The organism is Streptomyces sp. NPDC002835 (assembly GCF_053591995.1).
On the sequence record NZ_JBSFUW010000031.1, the window covers coordinates 56189 to 76703 of the forward strand.

The window sequence follows — 20515 nt, forward strand, 5'->3', positions numbered from 1 at the left end:
CGTGATCCTTCCGGGCAGGTGGGACGGATTTCGAGTCAGGTGAGGCGGACCCGGATCTGCTGCGGGGCGCCGGCCTGGCCGGTGAGGTCGCCGAAGGTGAGTCGCAGCGCGTCGCCGGTGCGGGCCGACGTCACCGTGGCCGGCTTGGACAGCACGGCGGAGACGGCGCGGTCCCAGACGATCTCCAGGGCGGCGGCCCGGCGCGCCGGATCCGAGACGACGACGGTGGCCGTGCCGTCCCGGTTCTCCCGGATCAGCACGGAGGCGGGCGCACTGGCCGTGATCCCGCCGACCGTCCCCGGAGCCCAGAAGTTGACCGCGGTGAAGCCCACCCGCGGGGCCCGGACGCCCTGCTGCTCACGGCTGTTGGCGAGGATCTTCAGCCATCCCCTGTCGGCCGCCCGCCGAGCGGTCGCGGCGGCGCCGGCGCCCGGGAGCAGGACGTAGGCGTAGGAGGCGTCGGCGGGGTCGGCGCCGTGGTCGGTGAGCAGCGTCAGCCAGCGGCGGGTGACCGGGGTGGTGGGGCCGTTGGCGTTGATGTCCCGCCACGCCCCGGTGCGCTCCTCGCGGACGGCGCGCAGATCGGCCCCCTCGGGGAAGACGTACCCCGCCTGCCCGGCGATGTGCGCCCACCGCGCGCCGTCGAAGGCGGCCGACCAGCCCTGGGCGGACGGCTGGACGGTGCCGTCGACGGTCAGGGCGGGGGCGCCCTTCGCGCCCAGGTTCCGGTTGTCGACCGTCGTCTCGACGGCGAACCCGTCGCGGGACGTGATGCCGGCCCCGAGGCACACGACGCAGTCGTCCAGCCAGAACCAGGACTTGTGGGCGCTCATCGTGCTGAGGAGCCCCTTGAGGTGCTGGCCGGTGGCGCCGAACCGTCCGTCGGTGGTGCCCCCGACCCAGGTGGCGTCCGGGCAGGGCTGTCCCCAGTTGCCGCCCGCGCCGTCCGGGAGCGGCTTGCGGGAGGCCGTGATGCCGGGAAGCCGGTAGGGATCGACGGTGGGCCAGAACTCGTCCGCGTACTGCTCGAGTCCGAAGTCGTCCCCCCACCAGGAGAGCCAGCCGGCGCCGGTGTGGTAGCCGCGGGCGTGCTCTCCGTTGCCGAACTCGTAGTGGGCGATGTGCTTGGCCGCCATGGAGAGGGAGGCGGCCCAGCCCGGGCGGCGGTGGGTGACCCTGGCCATGTTGTGGAAGAGCCGGTGCTCGATCGGCTCGGGGGCCGCCTTGACCGAGTCGTCGTCCTGGAGGGCCTGCAGCAGGGACGTCCGGGTGAGCCCGAGGCCGGGATTGCTCAGCGCGGGGTAGTGGTAGTCCCGGCGCAGCCATCCCTTGACCATGGCACGCCACCGGGCGTTCTCCTCCGCCGTCGCACCCTGGCCGACCAGCAGAATCGTGGCCATCAGCGGGTGCGCGCGGCTGTGGTCGGAGGTGCCGGCCCGGCTGATGCCGCGGGAGGAGACGTTGTCCATCATCAGGCCGTTGTAGATGAACGGGGCGATGGCGCGGTCGATCGTGTCGAGGAACAACTGGGCGTCCTGGCCGCCCACCTCCCAGGACGACCCGCGCAGCAGCGCCATGAGACGGCCCACGCCGTCATGGAGCACGGCCCCGTAGCCGCCTATGTAGGGGACGTTGCGGTGCTGGATGAACGAGCCGTCGGCGTAGAACCCGTCACCCGAGGTGACGTACGGGAACACCGGGCCGAGCGCACGCGTGGCCAGGGCGACCTTGTCCAAGTTCGCGCCGACGATGCCGCGCAGGACGACGGTGCGGCACAGGTCGACGCGGTTGGCGCCGGTACTGGTGCCGCTGTAGCTGTCGAAGACCGAGTCCGGTACGAAGTGGTCGACCGCCCGGCAGAAGTTGTCGGTCTGGACCGGCGTCAGATGCTCGTGGAGCAGCACACAGGTGTCCATGAGCGCCTGCGGAGCGCCGATTTGCCAGCTCCACCAGTTGCCGTACCGCGTGGTGCGGTCGTTGTACACCTCGGAGTTGACGTGGTCGAGACCGGCGAGGACGGCGTCCCGCAGTACGGCGCTGCCGGTCACGCCCGTGCCGGGCTGGCAGTACGCCTGGGCCATGGTGTTCAGCCGGTTGTAACTGGTGACGATCCGCGCCGAATGGGCGTAGGACTCCGAGTCGGTGTCGGGGTCCGGATCGGCCCAGTCCAGGTCGGGCCAGAGCGAACCGGCCGCGGGAGCCATGCTGTCGAGGTACGCCCGCGCCTTGCCGCCGAGGTCGGCGAGCAGCCGCCGGAAGGGCTCCGCGGCCGGGTTGAACGCCGTCCCCAGCATCAGGTCGCGCCACTTGGCGCGCAGGGCCGCGAACTCCGCACCGCCGGTGGCGGGTTCGGCCGCGAAGGCGGGACGGACGGTGGCGCCACCGACGGCTGCGGCGACGGATGCCGCCGCGGCGGCCTGTACGACGGCACGGCGGGACCAGTTTGAGGGCACGGGGAAACCTCCGGAAGTGGGAGCACGACGGTGTCCGGCAGCGTGGGGAGTGGTGCGGTGCGCGGTTTGTAGCACGCGCTTTCCCCGACAAGCAACGCTTTCGTCGCTCGTTCGCTCAATTCTTCGTTTTTCGAAAGTGAGCGTGCGGAAAAGACAGTCGCGCCCGTAGAGTGCGCGGCCTGTGATGAGCGACGACGAGGGGGAGTTCACGTGCACGCCGAGGACAGGCTTCAGGCGATCCTGCTCAAGGTGCGCCGACACGGCTCGGTGCGGGTCACCGAGGCCGCGGCGGAGCTGCGGGTCTCACCCGTCACCGTCCGCAAGGACGTCGAGGCCCTGGCCGAACGCGGGCTCGTGGTACGGGTCCACGGCGGCGCCAGGCTCCCCGAGGACCGGGCGCCGTCCGCCGTCGGCGCCACCGGCGGCGCACCCCGACAGGCCCCGCGCGAGCTCACCTTCGGCATGGTCGTGCCGTCCGCCACGTACTACTACCCGGAGGTGATCAGGGCCGTGCGGGAGGCCGCGACGGCACGGGGCGCCCGGCTCGTGCTGCGCATCTCCGAGTACGACGTCGACGGAGAGCGCGCGCAGGCCCACGCGATGGTCGCGGCGGGCGTGGACGGCCTGCTGCTGGCGCCCACCACCACGGCCGCGGCTCCCACCGACTGCGCGTGGTACGAGGAGCTCGGCATCCCCCTCGTCCTGGTGGAGCGGCGCCCCCGGGCGGTCGGCCCGGCCGTCGAGCACGTCGTCACCGACCACGCCTACGGCGCCCGCCTCGCCGTCCACCACCTCGTCACGCGGGGCCGCCGCCGCATCGCGCTGCTGACCCGCGGGGGCACCCCCACCGCCCCGCTGCTCGAGGAGGGCTTCCGCGCGGGACTCGACCTGGCGGGACTCGACGCGCCCGAGGACGCCGGCCATGTCGACCTCGGGACGCACCGCCCCGGCAACCCGGAGTACGACCGGGCCATGGCCCGGTTCCTGGACGCGGTGACGGCCGGCCGCGTCGACGCGGCCGTGGTCCACCCGGACGGCGACGCGCTCGTACTCCTGCAGCGGCTGAGTGCCCGCTCGCTCACCGTCCCCGGCGACTTGGCCGTCGTGTCGTACGACGACGAGGTCGCCGGCCTCGGCGACCTCCCCCTCAGCGCCGTCGCCCCCTCGAAACACGAGGTGGGCGTCTCCGCCGTCGAACTCCTCGCCGCCCGGGTCGCCGAACCGGACCGCCCCCGACGCCAGGTGTCCATCCTCCCCGAACTCCGCGTCCGCGCGTCCAGCGGTGGAGTGTGACGGACCGGCCTTCGCCCGTTCAGCCCGACAGGCCGACGCCCTGGCCGGACAGTGCGCCCGCGGCCTCGTCGACGGCGGCGGCCGCGTTGATCAGCCCGATGTGGCTGAACGCCTGCGGGAAGTTGCCGAGCAGCTCACCGGTGCGCGGGTCGACCTCCTCGGCGAGGAGCCCCAGGTCGTTGGCGAAGCCGGCGACGCGGTCGAAGAGGGCCTGCGCGCGGTCCGGCCGCCCGGCCCGGGCGAGCGCGGAGGCGAGCCAGAACGAGCAGAGCACGAACGTACCCTCGCTTCCCGCGAGTCCGTCGACGTTCCCCTCGCCGGCCAGCCGGTAGCGCAGCACCAGCCCGTCCTCGGTGAGCTCGCGGGCGATCGCCTCGACGGTCGCGTTCATACGTGCGTCGGTGGCGGGCAGGAAGCCGTAGAGCGGCATGAGCAGGGCGGCGGCGTCGAGTTCGTCGGAGTCGAACGCCTGGGCGTAGGCGCCCCGCCGTTCGCTCCAGCCGTGTTCGAGAACGGCCGCCCGGATGCGGTCCCGCTCGGCCGCCCAGGCCGCGGCGCGCGCGTGCCGGCCCAGGCGCGGGGCGAGTTTCACCGCCCGGTCGAGTGCGACCCAGCACAGCACCTTCGAGGACAGGTGATGGCGCGGTTCGCCGCGCATCTCCCACATACCCGCGTCGGGTTCCCGCCAGCGGCGCGCCGCCGTGTCCGCCAGTCCGGCGGCGAACCGCTGGATCTCCGGATGCAGCTCCCCGAGCCGCTCCCGGTACAGGTGCAGCGCGTTCAGCAGCTCCCCGTAGACGTCGAGCTGGGTCTGCGCCCATGCCGCGTTGCCGGCCCGGACCGGGCGGGAGTCCCGCCATCCGCGCAGATGCGGCAGCAGACGCTCGGTGAGGTCGTGCTCGCCGCCGACCCCGTACATGATCTGCAGCGACGAGTCCGCACCGGCGTCTCCGCCGGCGGAGCTGGTCATGAAGGACACGAAGTCGACCGCCTCTTCGGGGCACGAGCCCTGGTAGAGGGCTTCCAGGGTCAGACTGGCGTCACGGATCCAGGCGTAGCGGTAGTCCCAGTTGCGCACCCCTCCCACGGTCTCCGGCAGGGAGGTCGTCGGAGCGGCGACGATGGCGCCGGTCGGACGGTACGTGAGCCCTTTGAGCACCCGGGACGACAGCAGGACCAGCTCGCGGTGCGGGCCCCGGTAGTTGTCGTGCTCCGCCTCCCACGACCGCCACGCCTCGACGGTGTCGTCGATCCGCCCCGTCACCCGCTCGGGAGCGGTCGGCTCCGGCGGCGCCACCTCCGGGGGCGCCCACACGAGCGAGAACCCGAGCCGCTGCCCGGCCGCCACGCGCAGCCTCGCCCGGACGCGCGACTCACCGCCCTCCAGCGGAACGGGGGAACGCACGGCGATCTGATTCGGGCCGCCGAACGTGCGCATCCCACCGTCCGTGAGCCGCAACAGCGGCCGCACCAGCCCGTATTCGGGGCGGGGCACCAGCTCCACGTCGAACGTGACCCCGCCGCTCACCCCCTCGATCTCGCGCAGCAGCTCGTGCGGCGCCGACATGCCCAGCTCGTGGCCGCGCTGCCCCTCGGGAACGGCGAGCGCGTCCCGCAGCCGCGCCACGCCGGACGCGGTGGTGAACGTCGTCTCGACGACCAGCGTGCCCGGCAGATAACGCCGCGGCGCCTCGAACCGGCCCGCCGGTGTGATCGACCAGTGCCCGGCCTCGGGATCGAGCAGCCGCGCGAACAACGCCGGGCTGTCGAACCGCGGCACGCACATCCAGTCGATGGACCCGCGACGGTCGAGGAGGGCGGCGGAACTGCCGTCGGCGAGCATCCCGTAGTCGGCGATCCGAGTGGACATGCCGTTTCCCCTCTCGGAGCCCGCTGTGCCCTGCCCTGAGCGTACGCACGGGGGGCGATCCCGGCACGCCCGGCGGCTTTCCGGACAGACGGGGCTGGTGAACCAAGGGCAGAAGATCTGGATCTCGTGCGGCCCGGCGGCGGGTTTCCTGGCCCTCGCGGCCTTCAGCGCTACCTACGAGTGGGCAGCGCGGGCCGCGGAAATAGTGGAATTTTTGACTGTCGTCCTCGGTTTGCGTGCTCGAAGGAGGGCGCAGTGGAGACGATGTACTACGACTACGGCACGCCGGCGGAGCGCTGGGAGCGTGCGCGGAAGTTCTTCGAGGCCAAGGACTACGCCCGGGCCGCCCGTGTCCTGGACAAGCTGGTGGACGAGGTGCCGGAGCAGGCCGGACCGCGGCTGCTGCTGGCGCGTGCCTACTACCACTCTGCCCAGCTGCGGCGCGCCGAGGCCGAGTGCCGCGCCCTCGTGGAGCGCGACCCCGTGGGGGAGTACGCCCGGTTGCTGCTCGGGCGGACGCTGGAGCGGCAGGGCCGTGACGAGGAGGCGAAGCCGCATCTGCGGATCGCCTCGGCGCTCGCGGGCGACTTCGAGCGGCTGTAGCCGCAAAGCCGCGTCCGGCGCGGCGCGTCGCCCACGGGACCTGCTGCCATGGGCGACGCACGGTCGTGACCGTGGCCTTCTAGCGGGCCGGCGTCACCCCGCAGGGCGTGCCGTTCAGCCGGAAGACCCGCGGGTCGTGGACCTGTCCGCTCGACGTGCCGTTGAAGCCGAACCGTGCGGTTCCGCCGGGAGCCAGCGTGGAATTCCAGCTCAGCGACCTGGCCACGACGTTCGGGCCGGTCTGGGTAACGGTGGCGCCCCACGGGTCGGTCAGGCGCTGCGTGTCGGAGTACGTCCACGACAGCTGCCAGGGGCTGATCGTCTCGGCGCCGGTGTTCTTCACCACGACCTGGGTGGTGAAGCCGCCGCCCCACCGGGTCGACATGTAGGTGACCTCACAGCCCTGCTTACGGGCGCCGCCGTCGCCGAGGTCGTCCACGTAGGAGGCCACCCAGGCGAGCGGGGCGTTCCAGTTGACGGTGATCTCGTTCGTCGCCCACGACTCGATGTCGTCGATGTAGCACATCGCGGGCGCGCAGCCCTTCAGCTTGCTCTGCGCGACCGGGTCCTGGATGGCGTCGTTGGGGCCGCCGGCCAGCGAGCCCGGCGCCGGGTTCGGCAGGGACGGGTCGAGCTGGTTCGCCCAGAAGCGGTGGTGCTGGTTGCGCGAGTCCCGCTCGCCGTAGCCGGTGACGTACGACTGGTTGAGCGGGTTGCGGCCGAGCAGGTAGTCGAGCCCGCGGAGCACACCGTCGCGGTACACGGCCTTGCCGGTCAGGTCGTGGGCCGTGCCGAGGACCACCATGTTGTTGGCGACCTGGCTGTTCGAGCCCCACACGTAGCGGCCGTCGACAGGCGCGTAGGGCAGGCCGTACGCGGCCTCGGCCGAGTCGTCCGCGTACCCGTCGGCCGCCTGCGTCACCATGGACCGCACAGACCGGAGCTGATCGGCCGTCAGTCTGCTCGGCACGGTCGCCAGGTTCAGCGCGCCCAGGCCGGCGACCGAGCCCCACGACATGCCGCCGCGCGGGAAGACCAGGTCGGTGTCGCCGTGCAGCGGTGAGCGCAGCACTTCCTGGCGGTAGGCGTCCTGCCCGGTGGTGAGGAACAGCTCGGCCGCCGCCCAGTAGAACTCGTCGCGCACGTCGTCGTCGGGGTACGCGCCGCCGCCCGTCCCGTCGTTCGGGTCGGCCAGGATGTCCGGGTGGGCCTTGGCCGCGTTCCACGCGGTGACCGCAGCCGTACGGCACTTGGCTGCGAACCCCGCGTCGTACGGCGCGAAGAGGCGGGCGCACTGCGCCGCGGTGGCGGCCACGTTGAGGGTCGCCGCGGTGGTCGGCGGGTGCAGCTCGCGGGGCTGCGGGTCCTGGTGGGGGAGTGTCGGCAGGCCGGTCCAGGCCTTGTCGTGGAGCTTGTGGTGCGCCATGCCGGCCAGCGGCTCGCCCGCCGGCACCATCATCCGCATCAGGAAGTCCATCTCCCAGCGGACCTCGTCGAGGATGTCGGGCGTGGCGTTGCCGTGCTCCGGCAGGCGCAGTTCGCCGTCGCCGAGCGGGGCGGCGTCGGCGTGCTCCTCCGTCAGCGTCCGCTCGAAGGTGGCCATCAACTGGGCCACGGAAATGCCGCCGTTGACGACGTACTTGCCGTGGTCGCCGGCGTCGTACCAGCCGCCCGCCGCGTCCAGCCGGTAGTCGCACACGCCCGGCTGGCAGGGCACGTCGTTGTCACCCTGGTTGGGACTCACGCCCACGTGCCCGGCCGGGCGGGCGTACTCGTCGCCGACGATGTCGCCGTCGATCTCGATGCCGCTGCGGTTGTGGTAGAAGTACGCGAGCGCGTCGGTGCGCAGCGAGTCGTAGAGGTCGTCCCCGATCGCGAACGGCTCGCTCTTCTCGTCCCCGACCGTGACGGTGTAGCCGTCCCCGGCGCTGGTCACCGCGCTGAAGTCGAAGGTGTGGACGTTCTGGCGCGAGGTGGGGTCCACACCGGCCGGGGTGGTGGCGCCACTGGCCCGCCGCGTCCCGTCGGCGTCGTTGACCGTCCAGGTCAGCGGCTCGGTGGCCTCGGTGACGAAGGTGCCGCTCTTCGGGCCGTTCGGGAGGTAGCCGACCTGGTTGACGCGGACGGGGGAGCCTGTGTCCGGCTCGTACGGGGGCGGTGCGGTGCCGCCGCGCAGGGAGACGTCGTCGATGCAGAACGTGAACGCCTGCTCGCTGCCGCCGACCTGGAAGACGAGCTGTGCGGCGTCGTGGTCGGCGGACGCCGTGAAGGTGTGGCTGACGCGTTCGGCGCTCTCGCCCACCTGCTGGGTCGCGGCGAGCTCCTGGGTCCAGGGGTCGACGGCCAGTTGCACGTTGGTACGGATGGTGACCGGCACGGTCGATGTCGCCGAGTAGCTGAGCGTGTAGCCCTCACCGGCCGCGAGAGCGAGCCCGTTCTGTCCGACGATGGCGTCCCACGGGTTGGCCGTGCCGGCGGGGACCTCGGCGCACAGACGCCCGTCCACGACGGCGCCGGGGCTGTTGTCGGTCCACCACCAGGGGGCGGTTCCGCCGGCGAAGTCGCCGTTGACGATGAGTTCGGGCGCTTCGTCGGCCGGCTCCGCGGCGGTGGCGGTGGCGGGTGCGACGGCGACCGCCCCGGCGAGCAGGCCGGCCAGGGCGGCGACGCTCAGCGCCAGGCGTCTGCGCCGGCCCTGGCGGCGGGGCGTACGGGCCGTAGGGGGAAGGAGGAACTGATGATGCGACACGCCAAAGGTCCTCTTGGAGAGTAGGGAAGGTGCGCGGTGGCCTGAGACACGGGAGCGCACGCATGGGTGTGGGAGCGCTCCCAATGTCGAGGGCGAGGCGTGCGGCGTCAAGATGCAGGACAAGGATGGCTACTTCCGCGGTGTGTCTTGCCAAGGCCGCGGAGCTCCCCCTGCAGTCCTTGCCGCATCCACCAGACCTTCTGGTGCGTCAACCCCAACTCCGGTGACACGGGCGGTCTGTTGCTCGGCGACTGGAAGTCGTGGGACGAGGAGAAGTACGCCCTGCTGAAGCCCGCCCTGTGGCAGCGCGGCGGCAAGTTCGTCAGCCTCGACCACGAGGTGCCGCTCGGCGGCGCCGGGAGCACCACGGGCATCAGCCTGACCGACGTGTACGGCGACGGCGGCGGCGAGCCCGACCCGGACGACACCACCGCGCCCACCGTGCCGGCCGGCCTCAACGCCACCGCGAAGACGGCGGGCAGTGTGTCCCTGTCGTGGTCGGCCTCCACCGACAACGTGCGTGTGACCGGCTACGACGTCTACCGGGGCACGACGAAGGTGAACGCCGCGCCGGTGACCGGTACGTCGTTCACCGACACCGGCCTGTCGCCCTCGACCGCGTACCGCTACACGGTGCGGGCGCGGGACGCGGCGGGCAACGTATCCGCTCCGTCGGCGGCGTTGAGCGTGACGACCGACGACGGAGGCGGTGGCGGCGATCCGTCGGGCGCGGTGAAGGTCCGCTACAAGAACACCGACACCTCCGCCACCGACAACGCCATCCGCCCGACCGTTCAGATCGCCAACACCGGATCCGCCTCCCTGGACCTGAGCACGGTGTCGGCGCGCTACTACTTCAGCCGTGACGGCGGGGCGTCGTCGGTCAGCGCGTGGTGCGACCACGCGGTGGTCGGGTGCGCGCAGGTGAAGCTGAAGGTCGTCCCGCTGACCACGCCGGTCGCGGGCGCGGACGCCTACCTGGAGGTGACGTTCGCCAGGGACTCCCTTGCGGCGGGCAGGGACACCGGCGACATCCAGTTGCGGATGAGCAAGTCCGACTGGTCGAACTTCAGCGAGGCCGACGACTACAGCCGGTCGACGGCCACGGTGTATGCGGACGCTCCGAAGATCCCCGCCTACACGGGCACGAGCCTCGCCTGGGGCACGCCGCCGGCCTGACGGGTGACGCGGCCGGTTCCCCTTCCGCAGCGAGCAACCCCTGTCCGCCCGGCGTCCCTCGATGACGCCGGGCGGACAGGCCGCGCGTCGAGGCGGGTCGGGCGACCGTCAGTTGCGCCGCTGGCTTTACGTCGCGGCGGGTTCCGGCGCGACGTCACGCTTGGCGACGGCGAAGGAGGACTCGGACGGCGATCCGGTGGAGGAGCCGCGAGACGACCGGGATGAGCAGAAGGGCGGGCCCCTGGAGGAGCAGGAAGTCGTAAGGAGAACGTCCAACGTGTGACACAGGGGTGAGCGAGGGCTCCCTTCTGCTCGGTCAGGCCCTCCTCCAGGGCGTGTGCCGCGGCATTGAGGGTGGCGACCAGGGACTGGAGGCGGTGCGGGTCGTGGATCTCCGCCCTGGCCCCCGGTCGTCACTACCATCGGTGCCTTCAACCGCGTGCCGATCGTCAGCCGTCACCCCGTCCCTGGCCGGGCGGTCGACGGTCCGGCCGCGTTCCGCCCGGAGAAGCCCGCAGGAGGACCCCCGTATGACCATCACCGTCCGTGACAACGCCGAGCAGCGCCGCTACGAGATCCACGACGGCGAGGCCCTGGCGGGCTTCTCCGACTACGAACTCACCGGCCGGAGCATCGCCTTCACCCACACCGAGACCCTCCCGGAGTTCTCCGGCCGCGGCATGGCCCGGCAGCTGGTCACCGGCGAGCTGGACGACGCCCGCAGCCGGGGACTGGCCGTGCTGCCGTTCTGCCCCTACGTCCGCAAGATCATCGCCGAGGACCTTCCGGCCTATCTGGACCTCGTGCCCGAGGACGACCGGGAGCGCTTCGACCTGCCCCGTACGGCGACGGCATGAGCGCCGCTCCCGACCTGACCTGACGTAGCGCGGACGCCGGCCACAACGGCGCTCCGGGCCGGGCACACGGCCGGTCCCCGGCGAGCAGGCCGGTGGGCTGCTCGCCGGGGATCGTCGCGCTCCTCGCCGGCGCCCTCGTCGGCCGCTACGCCAACCGCATCGCCCGGGGCCGCTTCACCCTTGACGGCACGACGTACCAGGTGCCCGCCAACGACCGCGGGCACGCCCTGCACGGCGGCCCGGGAGGCTTCGACACCAAGGTCTGGCAGGCGACCTCGCACACCGACGAGAACGGCGCGTCCGTACGGCTCGCGCTGCACAGCCCGGACGGCGACATGGGCTTTCCCGGCGCGCTCGACATCTCCGCCACCTACCGCCTCGACACCTCGGGCACCCTCGCCCTCGACTACACGGCGGTCACCGACCGCCCGACCGTCGTCAACATCAGCAACCACGCCTACTTCAACCTCGCGGGTGACGGCGACGTGCTGGACCACACCCTCCAGGTCGACGCCCCCGCCTATCTGCCGGTCGCCCCGGACGGCATCCCGTACGGCCCGGCCGCCGACGTCACCGGCACGGCCTTCGACCTGCGCACGCCGCACGTCCTCGCGGAGCGCGTCACGGCGGCGGACGAGCAGATCCGCCGGGCCGGCGGCTACGGCCACTGCTGGGTCCTGACCGGCGACGGCGACGGCACGCTGCGCTGCGCCGGGCGGCTCACCGCTCCCGCCGCGACCCGCGTCATGGATGTGTGGACGACCGAACCGGGCGTGCAGATCTACACCGCCAACCAGCTCGACGGCACACTCAAGGACGGCGACGGCCGGTGTCTCGAGCGCCACTTGGCCGTCTGCCTGGAGACCCAGCACTTCCCCGACGCCCCCAACCGCCCGGAGTACCCGAGCACGGTGCTGCGCCCCGGTGCGGTGTTCCGCAGCCGCACCGAGTTCCGGTTCCCGCATCTGGCTCCCGGGACCGGCGGCGCGTGAGCGACGCCCCCGACGCGGGCCCGCGCGGCGCACGTGGCAGCATCGGGGGAATGGTGGAACGGATCATTGCCGCGTGCGACGGGGCGTCGAAGGGGAATCCCGGGCCTGCGGCCTGGGCGTGGGTCGTCGGAGACGCGGACGGGAGTGTCGTCTCCTGGGAGGCGGGGCCGCTCGGCCGGGCCACGAACAACGTGGCGGAGCTGACCGCCCTGCTGGAACTCCTGCGGTCGACCGACCCGATGACGCCGCTCGAAGTGCGGATGGACTCGCAGTACGCCATGAAGGCGGTGACCACCTGGCTGCCGGGCTGGCGCCGCAAGGGCTGGCGGACGGCCTCCGGCGGCCCGGTGGCCAACCAGGAGCTCGTGATGGCCATCGACACCCTGCTGACCGGCCGGGACGTCACGTTCGTCCACACCCCCGCGCACCAGGTCGACGGCGATCCGCTGAACGCCGCCGCCGACGGGGCGGCCAGCCGCACCGCCGTCACGCAGGAGGGCGCGGGCTCGGCCGCCGGGTCCGCCCTGCCGCCGCCCGAGGCGCCGGTCCGGACCGGCGCCGGGGCGCGGTCCCGCCGGCCCGCCGCTGCGGCGCGGCGCGCACCGTCGGGCGCCGGGCGCGGTTCGGTGAAGGCCAAGTTCCCCGGCCGGTGCCGCTGCGGCCGGCCCTACGACAAGGGCGAGACCATCACGAAGAACGACGACGGCTGGGTCCACCCCGCCTGCGCCACGGCCGGCGCCTGAACGCCGGGGCCGTCCGCCGAGGACAGTGGCCGGCCCCGTCGCAACCCCCGGTCCCGCGCCCAGAACAGTGCGCCCGGGCTCAGTCCGTCACCAGCACCACCTCCAGGGTGCGCGGACCGTGCACCCCCTCGACCCGGTCGAGTTCGATGTCGCTGGTGGCCGACGGGCCGGAGATCCACGTCAGCGGGCGTACCGGGTCGAGCCGTTCCAGTGCCAGCGGCACGGACGACACGACCTGGCCGGGGACGCGCACCACGCAGATGTGGTGGTCGGGAACGAGAGTGACGCGGCGCCGGCCCTGGTCGGGCGAGGCGTCGAGCACGATCGTCCCCGTCTCCGCGATCGCGACGGCGCAGCCGGTGACCACGCTGTCCACCCGGTCCAGATCCTCCGGCGTGCTCTCCGGCCGGTCGGCCACCCGCACGGCGGAGGTGGCCGACAGCCAGCGCTCGTCCACCCCGGGCGGTACGAGCACGGACGACGCGCCGCGGGCGTCGAGCAGCCCGGCGATCGTCTCCGCCAGCCCGGCCGCGTCGCAGTGGTGCACGACCGCCCGGTAGTCCGCGAGGTTCTCGGCGAGCAGCGCCACCGTCCGGCCGGTGTCCCCGGACACGTGCTCACGCAGATAGGCGCGCTCGACCGCCTGCTCGTACGGGGTGTCGTCGGCGGGCACGTCGGCCAGCGCGCGCCGGACCCGGCCCAGGACGCGTTCCCTGCTGCTCATTTCGTGTCCTTCCCGCCGCCGGTCCGCTGCCACCAGTCCCGGAACGGCTCCGCCGGCACCGCCGGAAGGTCCCGGGTGCCGCTCCACGCCCGGCCGGGCCCGGGCAGCGTCCGCGGATGGAGGCGGCGGGTGCGCGAGGCGAGCCGCTGTCCGGCGCGCAACGCTCCGGGCCTGCTGAGGGCCCACCGGGCGGCCCGCATGGCCGCCCGCTCGGCGGCGTGCCCCTTCGCGGGCTTCAGCACCACCTTCTCGCCGCGCCGAGTCACCGGGCCGCCCTCCACGACCCGTTCGCGCAGATGCACCAGGACCTCGGGGATGTCGATGGCGACCGGGCACACCTCGTAGCAGGCCCCGCACAGACTCGAGGCGTACGGCAGCGAGGCGTCGATCTCGCTTCCCGTGCCCCGCAGTTGGGGGCTGAGGATGGCGCCGATCGGCCCCGGATAGACCGAGCCGTACGCGTGACCGCCGGCCCGCTCGTACACCGGGCAGACGTTGAGGCACGCCGAGCAGCGGATGCAGCGCAGCGCCTGCCGGCCGACCTCGTCGGCGAGGGTGTCGCTGCGGCCGTTGTCCAGCAGCACCAGATGGAACGCCGTCGGACCGTCCCCGTCGGAGGTGCCCGTCCACATCGAGGTGTACGGGTTCATCCGCTCCGCCGTCGAGGAGCGGGGGAGCGTCTGCAGGAACACCTCCAGGTCCCGCCAGGTCGGCACGGTCTTCTCGATGCCGACGACCGAGATCAGCGTCTCGGGGAGGGTGAGGCACATCCGCCCGTTGCCCTCGGACTCGACCACCACCAGCGTGCCCGTCTCGGCGACCATGAAGTTGGCGCCGGAGACGCCGACCTTGGCGCGCAGGAACTTCTCCCGCAGATGCAGCCGCGCGGCCTCCGCGAGCTCCGCGGGCGTGTCGGTCAGCCCCTCGGGCGCCGGACGGCCCCACTCGCCCATCTCGGAGCGGAAGATGTCCCGGATCTCACCACGGTTGCGGTGGATCGCCGGGACCAGGATGTGCGAGGGCCGGTCCTTGCCCAACTGCACGATCAGCTCGGCGAGATCGGTCTCGTAGGCGTGGATGCCCGCGGCCTCCAGCGCCTCGTTGAGGCCGATCTCCTGCGTGGCCATCGACTTGACCTTGACGACCTCGCTCTCGCCGGTCGCCCGGACCAGCCCGGTCACGATCCGGTTCGCCTCTTCGGCGTCGGCGGCCCAGTGGACGGTGCCGCCGGCGGCGGTGACGGACTTCTCCAACTGCACGAGATAACGGTCGAGATGGCGCAGCGTGTGATCCTTGATCCGCCGGCCCGCCTCCCGCAGCTCGGCCCAGTCCGACAGCTCCGCCACGGCCTTCTCCCGCTTGGCGCGGATCGTACGGGTGGCGTGCCGGAGATTGCCGCGCAGCGTGGGGTCGTGGACGGCCTGCCGCGCGGCCTCGGGGAAGGCCGGCATACCGACGAAGGTTCCGCTCATGCCCCGGTCTCCTCTTCTGCGTCGTCTTCCGTGCTCGCCAGGATCTCCGCGAGGTGGACGGGCCGCATGGGCGTCCTCAGCCGGGCCATCGTCCCGCCGATGTGCATCAGACAGGAATTGTCGGCCGCGCACAGCACGTCGGCGCCGGTCGACTCGGCGCTGCGCACCTTGTCGGCGCCCATCGCCGCCGAGACGTCGGGGTTCTTCACGGCGAACGTGCCGCCGAAGCCGCAGCACTCCTCCGCGCCCGGGAGCTCCACCAGCTCCAGCCCCTTGACGGCCGCCAGCAGCCGCCGGGGACGGTCGCCGAGTCCGAGGCCGCGCAGACCGTGACAGGTCGGGTGGTACGTCACCCGGTGCGGATAGTGCGCCCCGACATCGGTCACGCCCAGCACGTCCACCAGGAACTCGGTCAGCTCGTACGTCTTCGGCACCACCGGCGCCAGGGCGGCGGCCAGCGAGTCGCCGCGCCCTTCGGCCCGGGCACGCTCGCCCATGCGCGGGTACAGCTCCCGCACCATCGCCCCGCACGACCCGGAGGGCGTGACGATCGCGTCGTAGTCGCGGAACACGTCCGCGAAGCGGCGGGCGAGCGGCTCGGCCTCGTGCCGATAACCGGTGTTGTAGTGGGCCTGGCCGCAACAGGTCTGGCCCATCGGGAAGTCGACCTCCACACCCAGCCTGGTCAGCAGTTTCACCACGGCCCGCCCGGTGTCCGGGTAGAGCGTGTCGTTGACGCAGGTCAGGAACAGGGCGACACGCATCGCGGACTCCTTGTCGTCGATCGTCGGACGGGTGCGGCGCCGGTACGCCGCACGGCTGCCGGGGCGGGCCGCTCAGCCCCCGGCGAGCCGGGCCTGCGCCGCGCGCCACGGGGCCGTGCCGCCCTGTGGCTCGTACCGCGTCAATGGCTGCGTACGGGCGAGCAGTTCCCGCATGTGCCACCGGTCGCCGACGACCCCCTGGGCCCGTGCCTGCACCAGGACGTTACCGAACGCGGCCGCCTCCGCCGGCCCCGCCACCACCGGCAGCCCGCAGGCGTCGGCCGTCAGCCGGCACAGCAGCGCGTTGCGGGCGCCGCCGCCGACGACGTGCACGACGTCGACCGGGCGGTCCGCCAGCCGCTGGGCGTCCTCGACGGCCCGCCGGTGGGCGAGGGCCAGCGAGTCGAGGACGCAGCGGGTGATCTCGGCGGGGGAGCCGGGCACCGGCTGCCCCGACGCCCGGCACGCCTCCGCGATCCGCTCCGGCATCCGCCCCGGCGCGAGAAACGCCGGGTCGCCCGCGTCCACCACCGACCGCAGCGCCGGCACGCTCTCCGCGGCCAGCAGCAACTCGCCCAGACCGGGGTCGCCCCAGGCCCGCAGGCACTCCTGGAGGAGCCACAGGCCCATGATGTTCCGCAGATGGCGGACCGTGCCGTCCAGCCCCAGCTCGTTGGTGAAGTTGGCGGCGCGGCTCGCCTCGGTGAGCACGGGAGCGTCCAGCTCCAGGCCCGCGAGCGACCAGGTGCCGGTGCAGATGTACGCGAACCGCTCGCCCGTGGCGGGTACGGCGGCCACCGCGGACGCGGTGTCGTGCGAGGCGACGGCCGTCACCGGCACCGGACCGGTCGCCCCGATCTGCTCGAGCACCTCCGGACGGAGCACACCGGCCGGGTCGCCGGGTTGCCTCAGCGGCGCGAACAGGCCCAGGTCGACGTCCAGCCGGCGGGCGATCCCGTGCGCCCAGTCGCGGGTCACGGGGTCGATGAGCTGGGTGGTCGAGGCGTTGGTCAGCTCGGTGCCCGGCTCACCGGTGAGCCAGTACGCGATCAGGTCGGGGACGAGCAGCAGGCGCTTCGCGAGCGACGTCCGGCCGGAGGAACGGGCGGCCACGAGCCGGTACAGCGTGTTGAAGGGCGCGTCCTGGAGCCCGGTCGCCGCGTACAGCTCGCCGGCGGGCACCGCCGCCCGCACCGCTTCCGCGATCCCCTCGGTGCCCGGGTCGCGGTAGTGGACGGGGTTGCCGAGCAGGGCGCCGTCCGCGTCGAGCAGCCCGTAGTCGACGGCCCAGCCGTCGATGCCGACCGAGTCGACCCGCCCGGCCGCCCGCAGCCCGTCGAGGACGCAGGCGTAGAGCCCGAGGATGTCCCAGCGCAGCCCCTCGGGCAGCCGGACCGGCCGGTTGGGGAAGCGGTGCGCCTCGGTCAGCTCCAGGGTGCCGGGGCCGACGCGGCCGGTCATGACCCGCCCGTTGGACGCGCCGAGGTCGACCGCGGCGTACGACTTCACGGCCCCGCTCATCGCAGGAAGGCCGCGGCGACACCGGCGTCGACCGGGATGTGCAGTCCGGTGGTGTGGGTGAGGTCGCCGCCGGTGAGCGCGAAGACGGCGTTCGCCACGTGCTCGGGCAGCACCTCCCGCTTGAGGAGCGTCCGCCCGGCGTAGAACTCGCCGAGCTTGTCCTCCGGCACCCCGTACACGGCGGCCCGCTGCGCGCCCCAGCCGCCGGCGAAGATGCCGGAGCCGCGGACGACGCCGTCCGGGTTGACGCCGTTGACGCGGATGCCGTGCTCGCCGAGTTCGGCGGCGAGCAGCCGCACCTGATGGGCCTGGTCGGCCTTGGTGGCCGAGTAGGCGATGTTGTTCGGGCCGGCGAAGACGGCGTTCTTCGAGGCGATGTAGACGATGTCGCCGCCCAGTCGCTGCGCGGTCATGACCCGGGCCGCCTCGCGGGAGACGAGGAACGAACCGCGGGCCATGATGTCGTGCTGGAGGTCCCAGTCCTTCACCGTCGTCTCGAGCAGCGGCTTGGAGACGGAGATACCGGCGTTGTTGACCACCAGGTCCACCCCGCCGAAGGCGAGGACCGCCGCCTTGAACGCGTCGGCGATCTGCTCCTCGGACGTCACGTCGACGGTCACGGCGACCGCCTTGTCCGGCCCGCCGAGTTCCTCGGCGACGGCGGCCGCGTTCGCGGCGTCCAGGTCCGCGACCACGACGCACGCGCCCTCGGCGGCCAGCCGGTGCGCGATCGCCCGGCCGATGCCGGAACCGGCGCCGGTGACCAGGGCGACACGCGTGGCCAGCGGCTTGGGCGCGGGCATCCGCCGCAGCTTCGCCTCCTCCAGCTCCCAGTACTCGATGCGGAACTTCTCCGCCTCGTCGATGGGCCGGTAGGCGGAGACCGCCTCTGAACCGCGCATCACATTGACCGCGTTGAGGTAGAACTCGCTCGCGACCCGGGCGGTCTGCTTGTCCTTGCCGAAGCTGAACATGCCCACGCCCGGCACCAGGACGATCGCCGGGTCGGCGCCGCGCATCGCGGGGGAGTCGGGCAGCGCGTGCCGCCGGTAGTAGGCGGCGTACTCCTCGCGGTACGCGGCGTGCAGCTCACCGAGCCGGGCGACCATCTCGTCCGCCGCGGCCGTCGGCGGCAGGTCCAGGACCAGCGGCCTGACCTTGGTCCGCAGGAAGTGGTCCGGGCAGGACGTGCCCAGGGCCGCCAGCCTGGGGTGCTCGGCCCGGGCCAGGAAGTCGAGGACGGCCGCGGAGTCGTCGAAGTGGCCGACCTGCGGCCGGTCCTTGGACGCGACGGCACGGACGTGCGGCGCCAGGGCCGCGGCCCGCTCCCGCCGCTCGGCCTCGGGCAGCGGCTCGTACCCCTCGATCACCGGACCGAAGGGCTCCGGCTTCCCGCGCTCGGCGAGGAACGCCTCCGCGGTGCGGATGATGTGCAGCGAATTGCGCTCGCACTCCTCGGAGGTGTCGCCCCAGGCGGTGATGCCGTGGCCGCCGAGGACGCAGCCGACGGCCTGCGGGTTGGCCGCCTTGACCGCCGCGATGTCCAGACCGAGCTGGAACCCGGGCCGCCGCCACGACACCCACACCACCGTGTCGCCGAAGCACTCGGCGGTCAGCTTCTCGCCGTCGGCCGCGCAGGCCAGCGCGATACCGGAGTCGGGATGCAGGTGGTCGACATGGGCGGCGTCCACCAGGCCGTGCATGGCCGTGTCGATGGAGGGCGCGGCGCCTCCCTTGCCGTGCAGGCAGTAGTCGAACGCGGCGACCATCTCGTCCTCGCGCTCCACACCCGGATAGACATGGGTGAGGGCGCGCAGCCGGTCCAGCCGCAGGGCGGCGAGCCCGCCCTCGGTGAGCGTGCCCAGGTCGCCGCCCGAGCCCTTCACCCACATCAGCTCGACGTCGCCGCCGGTGACGGGGTCGGTCGCGGCGCCCTTGGCGGAGGTGTTGCCGCCGGCGTAGTTGGTGTTACGGGGATCGGCGCCGAGCCGGTGCGAACGGGCGAGCAGCGCGGCGGCTTCGGGATGAACGGCCATGATGAGATCAGTCCTTCGGGAAGATGACGTACGGGAGCTCCGGCAGGCGTAGCGGGGTCAGGCCCCCCAGCCCGCCTGCTGCCCACCGACCCGCTCGGCGGCGATCCGCTCCTGCCAGCCGGACGCCCGGTACGCGGCCACCGGGTCCGGGTCGAGCCCCTGCTCCTCGCGGACCTGCGCCAGCAGCGGCCGCACATCCGTGTTGTACGCGTCCATGAACACGGCGTTGGCCGCCAGCACGTCCCCCACCGCCTGCGCCGCGGTCAGCGCGTCGTGGTCCACGAGCATCGCCTTCGCGGTGGCCTCCTGCACGTTCATCACCGAGCGGATGATCGCCGGGATCTTCGCCTCGATGTTGTGGCACTGGTCGAGCATGAAGGCGACGTCGGGCGTGAAGCCGCCGCCGCGCACCACCTCGTACATGATCCGGAACAGCTGGAACGGGTCGGCGGCGCCCACCATCAGGTCGTCGTCGGCGTAGAAGCGCGAGTTGAAGTCGAATCCGCCGAGCTTCCCCTCACGCAGCAGCACCGCGACGATGAACTCGATGTTGGTGCCCGGCGCGTGGTGTCCGGTGTCCACGACGACCTGCGCCTTGTCGCCCAGCTTGAGGCAGTGCGCGTACGCCGTGCCCCAGTCCGGCACGTCCGTCGTGTAGAAGGCCGGCTCGAAGAGCTTGTACTCCAGGAGCATCCGCTGGTCGTCGCCGAGCCGGTCGTGGACGGCCGCGAGCGCCTCCGCGAGCCGGTCCTGGCGGGAGCGGATGTCGCCCTGGCCGGGGTAGTTGGTGCCGTCGGAGAACCACAGCTTCAGGTCCCTGGACCCGGTGGCGTCCATGATGTCGACGCAGTCCAGGAGATGGGCGATCGCCTTGCGGCGCACCTGCGGGTCGGGGTTCGTCACCGAGCCCAGCCTGTAGTCGTCGTCCTGGAAGACGTTGGAGTTGATCGCCCCGATCCGCAGGCCCAGCTTCTCGGCGTGCGCGGCGAGGGCGGCGTAGTCGTCGACCCTGTCCCACGGGATGTGCAGTGCGACGGACGGGGCGGCGCCGGTGTGCGCGTGCACCCGCGCGGCGTCGTCCAGCTTCTCCCACGGGGTGCGCGGCACTCCCGGCTGGGCGAACACCTTGAAGCGGGTCCCCGAGTTCCCGTACGCCCAGGACGGCGTCTCGATGGCCTGGGTCTTGAGTGCGGCCTTCACCGCGGCGAGATCGGTCACTGCAGGGCTCCTGTGACATCGGTCGGAAGGGGCTGGTCGAA

15 protein-coding genes are annotated in these 20515 nt (G+C 72.8%); 6 read left to right on the top strand and 9 right to left on the bottom strand.

Translation table 11 applies throughout. The features are described from left to right. Positions 1-35: 35 nt before the first annotated feature. Positions 36-2453 carry a polysaccharide lyase 8 family protein gene (locus tag ACWD01_RS27540; protein WP_451165489.1) on the bottom strand — a complete coding sequence of 806 codons (2418 nt, stop codon included), beginning with the start codon at positions 2451-2453 and terminating at the stop codon, positions 36-38. 210 nt (positions 2454-2663) lie between these two features. Between ACWD01_RS27540 and ACWD01_RS27545 the strand changes: the two genes are divergently transcribed. After that, complete coding sequence (locus ACWD01_RS27545) at positions 2664-3746, top strand: substrate-binding domain-containing protein (protein ID WP_451165490.1); 1083 nt, start codon at positions 2664-2666, stop codon at positions 3744-3746. Between the two features lie 19 nt (positions 3747-3765). Here the strand turns inward: ACWD01_RS27545 and ACWD01_RS27550 are convergent, their stop codons facing one another. After that, positions 3766-5616 (bottom strand): glycoside hydrolase family 15 protein, encoded by a 1851-nt coding sequence (locus ACWD01_RS27550; protein ID WP_451165491.1) that lies wholly within the window; start codon positions 5614-5616, stop codon positions 3766-3768. Positions 5617-5871: 255 nt separating this feature from the next. On the opposite strand from ACWD01_RS27550, the gene ACWD01_RS27555 reads away from it, so the two are divergent. After that, on the top strand, positions 5872-6219 hold the full coding sequence (locus tag ACWD01_RS27555; protein WP_451165492.1) for a tetratricopeptide repeat protein: 348 nt from the start codon (positions 5872-5874) through the stop codon (positions 6217-6219). Positions 6220-6298: 79 nt separating this feature from the next. On the opposite strand, the gene ACWD01_RS27560 is transcribed toward ACWD01_RS27555, so the two are convergent. Continuing rightward, positions 6299-8899 (bottom strand): glycoside hydrolase family 9 protein, encoded by a 2601-nt coding sequence (locus tag ACWD01_RS27560; RefSeq protein ID WP_451165526.1) that lies wholly within the window; start codon positions 8897-8899, stop codon positions 6299-6301. A gap of 309 nt (positions 8900-9208) precedes the next feature. Between ACWD01_RS27560 and ACWD01_RS27565 the strand changes: the two genes are divergently transcribed. The 4 genes from ACWD01_RS27565 (at position 9209) to ACWD01_RS27580 (ending at position 12739) form a co-directional block, all read left to right on the top strand. Next, positions 9209-10147 carry a cellulose binding domain-containing protein gene (locus tag ACWD01_RS27565; RefSeq protein ID WP_451165493.1) on the top strand — a complete coding sequence of 313 codons (939 nt, stop codon included), beginning with the start codon at positions 9209-9211 and terminating at the stop codon, positions 10145-10147. Positions 10148-10677: 530 nt separating this feature from the next. Then, complete coding sequence (locus ACWD01_RS27570) at positions 10678-11004, top strand: GNAT family N-acetyltransferase (protein ID WP_451165494.1); 327 nt, start codon at positions 10678-10680, stop codon at positions 11002-11004. A gap of 92 nt (positions 11005-11096) precedes the next feature. Then, entirely contained in the window at positions 11097-11996 is a 900-nt protein-coding gene (locus ACWD01_RS27575) for an aldose epimerase family protein (protein ID WP_451165495.1), read from the top strand. Between the two features lie 50 nt (positions 11997-12046). Beyond that, entirely contained in the window at positions 12047-12739 is a 693-nt protein-coding gene (locus ACWD01_RS27580) for a ribonuclease H family protein (RefSeq protein WP_451165527.1), read from the top strand. Between the two features lie 79 nt (positions 12740-12818). Here ACWD01_RS27580 and ACWD01_RS27585 read toward each other — a convergent pair whose 3' ends face one another. The 6 genes from ACWD01_RS27585 to rhaI form a co-directional block, all read right to left on the bottom strand. Continuing rightward, positions 12819-13463 (bottom strand): LutC/YkgG family protein, encoded by a 645-nt coding sequence (locus ACWD01_RS27585; RefSeq protein ID WP_451165496.1) that lies wholly within the window; start codon positions 13461-13463, stop codon positions 12819-12821. Then, on the bottom strand, positions 13460-14935 hold the full coding sequence (locus ACWD01_RS27590; RefSeq protein ID WP_451165497.1) for a LutB/LldF family L-lactate oxidation iron-sulfur protein: 1476 nt from the start codon (positions 14933-14935) through the stop codon (positions 13460-13462). The genes ACWD01_RS27585 and ACWD01_RS27590 overlap by 4 nt, the downstream gene beginning before the upstream one ends. Then, positions 14932-15699 carry a (Fe-S)-binding protein gene (locus ACWD01_RS27595; RefSeq protein ID WP_451165498.1) on the bottom strand — a complete coding sequence of 256 codons (768 nt, stop codon included), beginning with the start codon at positions 15697-15699 and terminating at the stop codon, positions 14932-14934. The genes ACWD01_RS27590 and ACWD01_RS27595 overlap by 4 nt, the downstream gene beginning before the upstream one ends. A gap of 72 nt (positions 15700-15771) precedes the next feature. Then, complete coding sequence (locus tag ACWD01_RS27600) at positions 15772-17220, bottom strand: rhamnulokinase (protein ID WP_451165499.1); 1449 nt, start codon at positions 17218-17220, stop codon at positions 15772-15774. Beyond that, the gene (locus ACWD01_RS27605; protein WP_451165500.1) at positions 17217-19256 is read right to left on the bottom strand and encodes a bifunctional aldolase/short-chain dehydrogenase; all 2040 of its coding nucleotides are present in this window, start codon (positions 19254-19256) and stop codon (positions 17217-17219) included. The genes ACWD01_RS27600 and ACWD01_RS27605 overlap by 4 nt, the downstream gene beginning before the upstream one ends. Positions 19257-19313: 57 nt before the next feature. Next, complete coding sequence (rhaI, locus tag ACWD01_RS27610; protein WP_451165501.1) at positions 19314-20474, bottom strand: L-rhamnose isomerase; 1161 nt, start codon at positions 20472-20474, stop codon at positions 19314-19316. Positions 20475-20515: the final 41 nt, after the last annotated feature.